This is a genomic window from Streptomyces sp. NPDC007808 (genome assembly GCF_042868655.1).
Taxonomy (GTDB): domain Bacteria; phylum Actinomycetota; class Actinomycetes; order Streptomycetales; family Streptomycetaceae; genus Streptomyces.
In genome coordinates, this window is record NZ_JBIAEQ010000008.1 from 306,574 (window position 1) to 317,699 (window position 11,126).

At 71.0% G+C, this 11,126-nt stretch carries 8 protein-coding genes; 5 read left to right on the forward strand and 3 right to left on the reverse strand.

Translation table 11 applies throughout. The features are described from left to right. Positions 1–188 precede the first annotated feature (188 nt). Both ACFYNL_RS29790 and ACFYNL_RS29795 read left to right on the forward strand, forming a co-directional pair. Entirely contained in the window at positions 189–1,079 is an 891-nt protein-coding gene (locus tag ACFYNL_RS29790) for a 2-hydroxy-3-oxopropionate reductase (RefSeq protein ID WP_388808480.1), read from the forward strand. Between the two features lie 187 nt (positions 1,080–1,266). After that, positions 1,267–2,730 (forward strand): catalase, encoded by a 1,464-nt coding sequence (locus ACFYNL_RS29795; RefSeq protein WP_388808483.1) that lies wholly within the window; start codon positions 1,267–1,269, stop codon positions 2,728–2,730. Positions 2,731–3,380: 650 nt separating this feature from the next. Here ACFYNL_RS29795 and gcl read toward each other — a convergent pair. Then, entirely contained in the window at positions 3,381–5,165 is a 1,785-nt protein-coding gene (gene gcl, locus ACFYNL_RS29800) for a glyoxylate carboligase (protein WP_388808486.1), read from the reverse strand. A 225-nt stretch (positions 5,166–5,390) separates the two neighbouring features. Here gcl and ACFYNL_RS29805 point away from each other — a divergent pair, with 225 nt between their 5' ends. Then, entirely contained in the window at positions 5,391–6,071 is a 681-nt protein-coding gene (locus tag ACFYNL_RS29805; protein WP_388808488.1) for a hypothetical protein, read from the forward strand. 41 nt (positions 6,072–6,112) lie between these two features. Beyond that, on the forward strand, positions 6,113–6,628 hold the full coding sequence (locus ACFYNL_RS29810; protein WP_388808490.1) for a GNAT family N-acetyltransferase: 516 nt from the start codon (positions 6,113–6,115) through the stop codon (positions 6,626–6,628). A gap of 139 nt (positions 6,629–6,767) precedes the next feature. On the opposite strand, the gene ACFYNL_RS29815 is transcribed toward ACFYNL_RS29810, so the two are convergent. After that, positions 6,768–8,366, reverse strand: coding sequence for an AMP-binding protein (locus ACFYNL_RS29815; protein ID WP_388808493.1), 1,599 nt, complete (start codon positions 8,364–8,366; stop codon positions 6,768–6,770). Further along, complete coding sequence (locus ACFYNL_RS29820) at positions 8,363–10,033, reverse strand: AMP-binding protein (protein WP_388808496.1); 1,671 nt, start codon at positions 10,031–10,033, stop codon at positions 8,363–8,365. Before ACFYNL_RS29820 ends, ACFYNL_RS29815 begins: the two co-directional genes overlap by 4 nt. Before the next feature lie 124 nt (positions 10,034–10,157). On the opposite strand from ACFYNL_RS29820, the gene ACFYNL_RS29825 reads away from it, so the two are divergent. After that, positions 10,158–10,991, forward strand: a complete 834-nt coding sequence (locus ACFYNL_RS29825) for a response regulator transcription factor (RefSeq protein WP_388808498.1) — start codon at positions 10,158–10,160, stop codon at positions 10,989–10,991. The last annotated feature ends 135 nt before the right edge of the window (positions 10,992–11,126 follow it).

Sequence of the window (11,126 nt, forward strand, 5' to 3'; positions counted from 1 at the left end):
CGCGGCCTCGTCCCGGCACCCGTCACGACCGCGTCGCGGCACCCGTCACGACCCTGTCGCGGCACCCGTCACGGTCCCGTCGCGGGCCGCGAAAAGGCCTCGCCCACCGACTCCGGACAGGCCGACGGTCGCCGACCGGCGCACTCATTCGTTCACGCACCACAGCAGTACAGAGAGGCACCCCCATCATGAGCAATCTCCCCAAGATCGCGTGGATAGGCCTCGGCATCATGGGCTCCCCCATGTCCGAGAACCTGATCAAGGCGGGTTACCAGGTCACCGGCTTCACGCTGGAGCAGGACAAGCTGGACCGCCTGGCCGCCGCGGGCGGCACGGCCGCCGCCTCGATCGCCGAGGCCGTGCAGGACGCCGACGTCGTCATCACGATGGTCCCGGCCTCCCCACAGGTCGAGGCCATCTGCTACGGCCCCGACGGCATCCTGGAGAACGCGAGGTCCGGCGCGCTGCTGATCGACATGTCCTCGATCACCCCGCAGACCTCGGTCGACCTCGCGAAGGCCGCCGAGGACAAGGGCATCCGGGTCCTGGACGCCCCCGTGTCCGGCGGCGAGGCCGGTGCCGTCGAGGCGGTACTGTCGATCATGGTCGGCGGTGAGCAGGCCGACTTCGACGCGGCGAAGCCGATCCTCGAAGCCCTCGGCAAGACCATCGTGCTGTGCGGTCCGCACGGCTCGGGCCAGACCGTGAAGGCGGCCAACCAGCTGATCGTCGCCGTGAACATCCAGGCGTGCGCCGAGGCCGTGGTCTTCCTGGAGAAGTCCGGCGTGGACCTCAAGGCGGCGCTGGACGTCCTGAACGGCGGTCTCGCGGGCTCCACCGTGCTGACGCGGAAGAAGGACAACTTCCTGAACCGCGACTTCAAGCCCGGCTTCCGTATCGACCTGCACCACAAGGACATGGGCATCGTCACGGACGCCGCCCGCAATGTCGGCGCCGCCCTGCCGGTCGGTGCCGTGGTCGCCCAGCTGGTCGCGTCCCTGCGCGCGCAGGGCGACGGCGGCCTGGACCACTCCGCGCTGCTGCGCGCGGTCGAGCGCCTCTCCGGCGCCCAGGTCTGACCCACCCCGAGACTTCCGGGCGGCGCCTTCGCCGACACCTGTCCTGTCGCGCCCAGGCGGGGGCGTCGCCCGGAACCGACTTCAACAAACTGTTGACGCTCAGTTTCTCCCACTTCTAGGCTCCATCAAGCGGAAAGATTTTTCCGCTGCCACCCGCACGGAAGTGCTCCCGCACGGAAGGTCCACGATGTCGAAGCGCGTGCTCACGACCGAGGCCGGCGCCCCGGTCGCCGACAACCAGAACTCCGCCTCCGCCGGCGTCGGCGGCCCGCTCCTGCTCCAGGACCAGCACCTCCTGGAGAAGCTGGCGCGCTTCAACCGCGAGCGCATCCCGGAGCGGGTGGTGCACGCACGGGGCTCCGGCGCGTACGGCCACTTCGAGGTGACCGATGACGTCACCGGCTTCACCCACGCCGACTTCCTCAGCGAGGTCGGCAAGCGGACCGAGGTGTTCCTGCGCTTCTCGACCGTGGCCGACAGCCTCGGCGGCGCGGACGCGGTGCGCGACCCGCGCGGCTTCGCGGTCAAGTTCTACACGGCGGAGGGCAACTACGACCTCGTCGGGAACAACACCCCGGTGTTCTTCATCAAGGACCCGATCAAGTTCCCGGACTTCATCCACTCGCAGAAGCGCGACCCGTTCACGGGCCGTCAGGAGCCGGACAACGTCTGGGACTTCTGGGCGCACGCCCCCGAGGCCACGCACCAGGTGACCTGGCTGATGGGCGACCGCGGCATCCCGGCGTCGTACCGCCACATGAACGGCTACGGCTCGCACACCTACCAGTGGACGAACGCCGAAGGGGAGGCGTTCTTCGTCAAGTACCACTTCAAGACCAACCAGGGCGTCCGCTGCCTGAGCAGCGAGCAGGCCGCCGAGCTCGCGGGCAAGGACCCCAACTCGCACCAGACGGACCTGCTCCAGGCCATCGAGCGCGGGGTGCACCCGTCCTGGACGCTGTACGTCCAGCTCATGCCGGCGGCCGAGGCGGCGGACTACCGCTTCAACCCGTTCGACCTCACCAAGGTGTGGCCGCACAAGGACTACCCGCTCCAGCGCGTGGGCCGGCTGGTCCTCGACCGCAACCCCGACAACGTCTTCGCCGAGGTCGAGCAGGCCGCGTTCTCGCCCAACAACTTCGTGCCGGGCATCGGCCCCTCCCCCGACAAGATGCTCCAGGGCCGCCTGTTCGCCTACGCGGACGCCCACCGCTACCGCCTCGGCGTCAACCACACACAGCTGGCGGTCAACGCCCCGAAGGCGGTGCCGGGCGGCGCCGCCAACTACGGTCGCGACGGCTTCATGGCCTCCAACGCCCAGGGCCGGGGCGCCAAGAACTACGAGCCGAACTCCTACGACGGCCCGGTGGAGACCGGCCGCCCGCTGTCGGCCCCGCTCGCGGTGACCGGCCACACCGGCACCCACGTGGCGCCCCTGCACACCAAGGACGACGACTTCTTCCAGGCCGGCGAGCTGTACCGGCTGATGTCCGCCGAGGAGAAGTCCCGACTGGTCGCGAACATCGCCGGTGGCCTCTCCCAGGTCTCCCGCGACGACGTGATCGAGAAGAACCTGGCCCACTTCCACGCCGCCGACCCGGACTACGGCAAGCGCGTGGAGGAGGCGGTCCGCGCCCTGCGCGAGGACTGAACCGCAAGGCCGCGCCCGGTTCCTGACGGGAGGTCATGAACCGGGCGCATCGCCCGCGCCCCGCCACCGGCCGACCCGGATGAGGGGTGGTCGCCCGGGAGGGGCGCGGGCAACGTGAGGACCGCGGCGGTGTGCGAGCCAGTGCGGTGGTGAAGGTCCGGCCTCCTTCTTCGACCTGAGGGAAGGAGCCCCCGGTTCCGTCGCATCCGCCGCGGTCCCGAACCCTCTCAAGGCCCCGTCCGGCGGCGCGAACGTCCTGTCGCGCCCAGCCTCGCACCGTCGGACGGCCACAACCCGATACCTCACCGGCTGAAGAGCGCCGGGTACGGACGGTCCCGTACCCGGCGCTCTTCGGCGTGCCGCTGCGCCCCGCACGCGACCCCGACGGGCGCGTACACCACGGGTCGTACGTCGCCTACGCAACCCTCAGATCAACCTCTGAACCGGCGCCAAAAGGCTTCAACCACCCCCGTCGCAGGGCACATTCTCCTCACACGGGGCCCGCCGGCACGGGGGCGGCGGGTTCCGTGAACGGGGGTACACCGCACGGGGGACAGCACGGGGGAGCGACACGGGGGAACACAAAGGGGGCGGTCCGACCTCTCGGTCGGACCGCCCCTTGCTGACGGGAGGCGTCAGGACCTCCCGCGTCAGACCTTCAGCGTCCTGATGGACGTCGGCGCGTGTCCCGGCTCCGTGGCGAGCTCCTCGAACTCCACGACGTTGCCGATGTCGTTCGTGGTCGACATGGAGATGTTGGTGACGCGCTCCAGGATCGCCTCGACGACCACCGGGACCTGGTACTCCTGCGCGAGCTTCTTGGCCTGCTCGAAGGCGGCGCCCAGCTCGCTCGGGTCCGTCACCCGGATCGCCTTGCAGCCGAGGCCCTCGGCGACCTTGACGTGGTCGACGCCGTAGACGCCCAGCTCGGGCGAGTTGATGTTCTCGAACTCCAGCTTGACCTGGAAGTCGATGTCGAACGCCCGCTGCGCCTGACGGATCAGGCCCAGGTAGGAGTTGTTCACCAGGACATGGACGTACGGGATCTTGTGCTGCGCCCCGACCGCCAGCTCCTCGATCATGAACTGGAAGTCGTAGTCCCCGGACAGGGCGACGACCTGCGCCTGCGGGTCGGCCTTGGCGACACCCAGCGCGGCCGGGATCGTCCAGCCGAGCGGGCCGGCCTGGCCGCAGTTGATCCAGTGCCGCGGCCTGAAGACGTGCAGCATCTGGGCGCCCGCGATCTGCGAGAGGCCGATCGTGGAGACGTACCGGGTCTCCGGCCCGAAGGCCTTGTTCATCTCCTCGTAGACGCGCTGCGGCTTGATCGGGATGTCGTCGAAGTGCGTACGGCGCTGGAGGGTCGCCTTGCGCTCCTGGGCGGAGGCCGCCCACGCGGAGCGGTCGGGCAGCCTGCCCGCGGCCTTCAACTCCCGTGCCACCTCCACGAACAGCTCCAGGGCCGCCTTCGCGTCGGAGGCGATGCCGTAGTCCGGGGCGAAGATCCTGCCGATCTGGGTGGGCTCGACGTCGACGTGGACGAACTTCCGTCCGGCCGTGTAGACGTCCAGCCTGCCGGTGTGGCGGTTGGCCCAGCGGTTGCCGATGCCGAGGACGAAGTCGGACTCCAGGAAGGTCGCGTTGCCGTAGCGGTGCGAAGTCTGCAGGCCCACCATGCCGGCGTTCAGCTCGTGGTCGTCGGGCAGCAGACCCCAGCCCATCAGGGTCGGGACGACCGGAGTGCCGGTCAGCTCGGCGAACTCGACGAGGAGGTCGGCGGCGTCGGCGTTGATGACACCACCGCCCGCGACGATCAGGGGGCGCTCGGACGCGTTCAGCATCCCGATCGCCTTCTCGATCTGGGCGCGGGTCGCGGCGGGCTTGTAGACCGGGAGCGGCTCGTACGTCTCCGGGTCGAACTCGATCTCCGTCAGCTGCACGTCGATCGGCAGGTCGATGAGGACCGGGCCCGGACGGCCGGAGCGCATCAGGTGGAACGCCTGCTGGAAGACGCCGGGGACCTGCGCGGCCTCCAGGACGGTCACCGCCATCTTCGTGACCGGCTTGGCGATCGAGGCGATGTCGACGGCCTGGAAGTCCTCTTTGTGGATCACCGCGGTCGGGGCCTGGCCGGTGATGCACAGGATCGGGATCGAGTCCCCGATCGCGGAGTACAGGCCGGTGATCATGTCGGTGCCGGCCGGGCCCGAGGTGCCGATGCAGACACCGATGTTGCCCGGGTGGGTACGCGTGTAGCCCTCGGCCATGTGCGAGGCGCCCTCGACGTGACGGGCGAGCGTGTGGTTGATCCCGCCGGATGCCTTGAGCGCCGCGTAGAAGGGGTTGATCGCCGCTCCCGGCACACCGAACGCGTTGCTGACGCCCTCGCGCTTGAGGATCTCGACTGCCGCTCGGGCAGCGGTCATACGAGCCATTGAGTACTCCTGCTTCGGCTGTCGGATTCGCACTCCCGTCGCGCCCCGCGGTGAGCAATTCCGTGTCGATGGCATCTCCACTGCTGCTATTTCGCATAGCGGAAATACTTTTCTACTATCTGGAAGCAATGTAGGTGGGCCCGTGAGGAGCGTCAAGGGGCGGACAACCGGCCGCGCGGTGGAGGACCATGGGGCTGTCCGGTGCGAGGTCGACCTGGAGGGGCCATGTCCGAGAGCGTGTCGGTGCGCTGCCCGGCCTGCCGGCGCGAGCATCTCTACACGGCACCCGCCTATCCCTGTGCGTGCGGGACGCCCGTCACGCCCGCGCTCGACCCCGACGGGACCGCGACCGCCGTCACCCGGCGCAGTTGGGACGACGAGTGGGTCGGCGTGCGCTGCGGGGCGTGCGGCCGTACCACCGAGTGGCCCCGCCCGGAGGTGGGCTGCCCCTGCGGGACGGTGCTGTGCGTCCCGCTGGCCGGAGCGGACACTGAGGCGGCACCGCCGAAGGCACCCGCCGCGCGCCGCCCCTTCCAGCCCGTGACGATCCGTTCCGCGCGCGACGCGGTGACCGCGGCCGCCGTCTATCTGCGCTGGCTCGGCTACCAGGGCATCCGCCGCGCCGACCAGCGTCCCCCGACCGGCATCGGCATCGCCGCGCACGGCCTGCTCGCCCAGGTCGACCCGACCGTCGGGCCGGCGTCCCTGCGGGACGTGGAGTGCCTGTGGCTGACGGCCATGACGGAGTCCGCGGCCTGCGTCTACTTCTCCCTCGCCGGTTACGCTCCCGACGCCCGCGCCCGCGCGGACACGCTGGGCGTGCCCCTGTTCGTCCTCGACCTCACGGGTACGCCCCAGCCGGTCAACAGCCTCGCCGACGAACTGGACGCGACGGGCGCGCGATAACTCGCTCGCGCCGCACCCCACCGACGACCGACACTCGACTCATGCGTATCCGCCCCGCGACGTCCGACGACCTGCCTGGCCTCCAGGACATCGAGCGCGCCGCGGGAGCCGCCTTCCGCGACGTCGGCATGGCGGCGATCGCCGACGACGAGCCGCCCACCCTGGACGTCCTGGACCGCTACCGCCGGGCGGGCCGCGCCTGGGTCGCCCGCGACGCCGATGAATGCCCGGTCGGTTACCTGATCTGCGAGCCCGTCGACGGTGCCCTGCACATCGAGCAGGTCTCGGTCCACCCGGACGCCGCCCGCCGGGGCGTCGGCCGCGCCCTCCTCGCGTACGCCGCCGACCGCGCACGCGAGCAGGACCTCGCCGCACTCACCCTGACCACCTTCACCGAGGTCCCGTGGAACGCGCCGTACTACACCCGCCTGGGCTTTCGCGTACTGGACCGGGCCGAGCTCACCTCCGGGCTTCGGGAGATCCGCGCCCACGAGGCGGAGCTCGGCCTCGACCGATGGCCGCGCGTGTGCATGCGCCGCGACCTGGACAGCCGGTAGCACGACCGGGTGTGCATGCGCCGCGACCTGGAGCCGTCAACACGACCGCGTGGACACCGCCGTACTCGAACAGCTCCTGGACGGCGTCGTCGACCAGGCCGTCGTGCACACCCGTTCGTCTTCGTCAGGGACCGAGCGGTCAGTCCCGGCTCTCCGCGTACCTCTCCCGCAGCTCCACCTTGCGCACCTTCCCGGAGACGGTCATCGGGAAGGAGTCGAGGACCCGCAACCGGCTCGGAACCTTGTAGTGCGCCAGCCGCCCGTCGCAGAAGGCCCGCAGTTCCGCCAGCGTCAGCGGGTCGTCGGGGTCACGCGGGATGACGCACGCCAGCACCTCCTCGCCGTACCGCTCGTGCGGCACCCCGACGACCTGGACGTCCGCGATCTTGGGGTGGGCGTACAGGAACTCCTCGATCTCGCGCGGGTAGATGTTCTCGCCGCCACGGATGATCATGTCCTTGATGCGGCCGACGATCTCGACATAGCCGTCCTCCCGCATCGTCGCCAGGTCACCGGTGTGCATCCAGCGCCCCGCGTCGACGGACTCGGCGGTCTTCTCGGGCTCGTTCCAGTAGCCGAGCATCACGCTGTAGCCGCGGGTGCACAACTCGCCCGCCGTGCCGCGGGGCAGGGTCACTCCCGTCACCGGATCGACGATCTTCACCTCGATGTGCGGCAGCACGCGGCCGACCGTGCCGGTGCGGTGTTCGAGGTCGTCGTCGCGCCGGGTCTGGGTGGAGACGGGCGAGGTCTCCGTCATGCCGTAGCAGATCGACACCTCGGCCATGTGCATCTCCGAGACCACCCGCTTCATCACCTCCACCGGGCAGGGCGAGCCCGCCATGATGCCGGTGCGCAAGGAGGTCAGGTCGTACGAGGCGAAGTCGGGGTGGTTCAACTCCGCGATGAACATGGTCGGCACGCCGTACAGGGAGGTGCAGCGCTCCCGCTGGACGGCCTCCAGCGTGGCCTTCGGGTCGAAGGAGGGGGCCGGGATCACCATGCAGGCGCCGTGGGAGGTGGCGGCCAGGTTGCCCATGACCATGCCGAAGCAGTGGTAGAAGGGCACGGGGATGCACACCCGGTCCTGCTCGCTGTAGGCGATCATCTCGCCCACGAAGTAGCCGTTGTTCAGGATGTTGTGGTGGGAGAGGGTGGCCCCCTTGGGGAAGCCCGTCGTCCCCGACGTGTACTGGATGTTGATCGGGTCGTCGCAGGACAGGTCCTCGAAGGGCACCGGCGTTCCGCGCGCGAGGAGCGCCTCCCAGCTCGGGTCACCGATGAACACGGTCTCCCGCAACCGCGGGCAGCGGCCCCGCACCTGGTCGACCATCGCCCGGTAGTCACTGGTCTTGTGGCTGAGGGAGGCGAACAGCAGTGAGACACCGGCCTGGTTGAGGACGTACTCGACCTCGTGGGTGCGGTAGGCCGGGTTGATGTTCACCATGATCGCGCCGATCCGCGCGGTGGCGTACTGGACCAGGACCCACTCGGGACAGTTGATCGCCCAGATGCCCACCCGGTCGCCCTTGCCGATCCCGCTCGCGAGCAGCGCGTACGCCAGCTGGTCGACGTCGGCCGCGAACCGGGCGTACGTCCAGCGCCGCCCGGACGGCACGTCGACCAGTGCCTCCCGCTCCGGCCAGGCCGCCACGGCCCGGTCCAGGTTGGCCCCGATCGTGTCCCCCAGCAGGGCCGTCCCGCTCGTCCCGTGCGTGTACGACAGCTCGGACGTCACCGGAAGTCCTCCTCGCGGTACTCGGCGTCCGACCCGGCCGCCGTGGCCTCGCGCAGTTCGATGCGCCGGATCTTGCCGGAGACGGTCTTGGGCAGCGGCGCGAACTCCAGGCGGCGGACGCGCTTGTACGGAGCCAGGACCTCCCGTGAGTGCTCGAAGAGCACCTTCGCCGTGTCGGGGCCCGGCTCCCAGCCCTCCGCGAGCACGACGTACGCCTTCGGCACCGCGAGCCGCAGTTCGTCCGGCGCCGGCACCACGGCCGCCTCGGCCACCGCCTCGTGCTCCAGAAGGGCGCTCTCCAGCTCGAAGGGGGAGATCTTGTAGTCGCTCGCCTTGAAGACGTCGTCCGCCCGGCCCACGTAGGTGATGTAGCCCTCGGCGTCGCGGGAGCCGATGTCACCGGTGCGGTAGTAGCCGCCCGCCATCGCCTCCGCCGTGCGGTCCGCGTCGCCGTGGTAGCCGGTCATCACACCGACCGGCCGCGCCGAGAGGTCGAGCGCGATCTCGCCCTCCTCGGCGCCGGGCGCGCCGGTCACCGGGTCGAGGAGCTCGACGCGGAAGCCGGGGCTGGGCCGCCCCATGGAGCCTGTCTTCAGGGGCTGGCCGGGGCTGTTGGAGACCTGGACGGCTGTCTCGGTCTGCCCGAAGCCGTCCCGGATCGTCACGCCCCAGGCCTCGCGGACCCTTTCGATGACCTCGGGGTTGAGCGGCTCACCGGCGGCGACGGCCTCACGGGGCCGGTTGCGCAGGGCGCTCAGGTCGGCCTGGATGAGCATGCGCCAGACGGTCGGCGGGGCGCAGAAGGTGGTGACACCCGCGCGGTCCATCTCGGCCATCAGCCGGGCCGCGTCGAAGCGGGTGTAGTTGTGGATGAAGACGGTCGCCTCCGCGTTCCAGGGCGCGAACAGGTTGGACCAGGCGTGCTTGGCCCAGCCGGGCGAGGAGATGTTCAGGTGCACGTCGCCGGGCCTGAGGCCGATCCAGTACATCGTGGCCAGGTGCCCGATCGGGTACGAGGTGTGGGTGTGCTCGACCAGCTTGGGGCGGGCCGTGGTGCCGGAGGTGAAGTAGAGCATCAGCGGGTCGTCGGCCGCGGTCGGCCCGTCGGGCGTGAACGCGGCGGAGGCGTCGTACGCGTCCTCGTACGTCTGCCACCCCTCGCGCGCCCCGCCGACGGTGACGCGTGTGTAGCTCCCGGGCACCTCGTCGAACTTGCCGGTGTCCTCGGCGCGCACCAGCACATGGCGGACCCGGCCCCGCTCGACCCGGTCGCGCAGATCGGCGGGGCCGAGCAGCGGGGTGGCCGGGATGACGACGGCGCGCAGCTTCATCGCGGCGAGCGCCGTCTCCCACAGCTCGACCTGGTTGCCGAGCATCACGAGGACGCGGTCCTCGGCCCGCACCCCGCGCTCGCGCAGCCAGCCCGCGACGCGCGCGGAGCGCTCGGCCATCTCGGCGAAGGACACCCGGACCTCGGTGCCGTCCTCCTCGACGATGTGCAGCGCGGTGCGGTCGTTCCCGTCCGCGATGACGTCGAACCAGTCGAGCGCCCAGTTGAACCGCTCGGGCCGGGGCCAGGCGAAGCCCTCGTAGGCCGCGGTGTAGTCCTCGCGGTGTTCGAGCAGGAAGTCCCGCGCGCTGCGGAACAGTTCCGTCCCCGTCTTCATCTGTCCTCCTGGTTACCGGACCTTGCCGGGCGGCTCTCTGTCATCGTCTAATCCGTGACGTGGGTCTCACTACCCCCGAACGGGGGTGTGCGCTCCGGGGAAGCCGCAGCGAAAGGGCGAGTACGTGGCAGTGGACGCGGCCGCAACGGTGGAGATGAGGGGCGCGTTGGCGCGCCTGCGCCGCACCACGGGCCTCCCGGTCGCCTTCGGCGGCCTGATGGAGTCCGGGTGCCGCCAGATGCGCCTCAGCGAGCTGAACGGCACGGCGACCGAGTCCCTGAGCGGACTCGCCGTGACCGCCGGCCACGGGCTGGGCGGCAAGGCGGCGGCGCTGGCCCGCCCCTGCGCGGTCACGGACTACTCCCGCTCGCGGCAGATCAGCCACGAGTACGACGCCGCCGTCGCCCGCGAGGGCCTGTGCTCGGTGGTGGCGGTTCCGGTCGTGGTACGGCGCCGGGTGCGCGGTGTCCTGTACGGCGCCCTGCGCACGGCCCAGCCGCTCGGTGACCGCACGCTGACGGCGGCCGTCGCGGCGGCACGGGACGTGGAGCAGGCGCTGGTGGTGCGGGACGAGGTGCGGGAGCTGCTGGATGCGGCGGCACGGCCGGGGCAGGCGCCGGTCGAGGCGGGCGCCGACCGGGAGCAGGTGCGCGAGGCCCACGCGGCGCTGCGGGCCCTGGCACCGCGCATCACCGACCCCGCGCTGCGCTCGGAGCTCCTCGCGGCCTGCGCCCTGCTGACGGCGGAGCGGCCCGCCAGCGCGGTGACGCTGGCCCCGCGTGAGCTGGACGTGCTCGCCTGTGTCGCCGCCGGCGCCACGAACGCGGTGGCCGCCGAGCGGCTCGGGCTGCGGGCCGAGACGGTCAAGGGCTACCTGCGCTCGGCCATGCGCAAGCTGGGCACGCGCACCCGGGGAGAGGCGGTGGTGGCGGCACGCCGGGCCGGGTTGCTGCCGTAGACGCCGGGGTGGTGCGTCCGTGGGGGGGGGTGGGGCGGTGCGCGGGTGGTGCGTCGGTGGTGGGGCCGCGATGGGGCCGTGGTGTCCGCCGGGGGTCCGGGGGTGGACCGGCAGCCGGAGCGCAGTGGGCCGGCA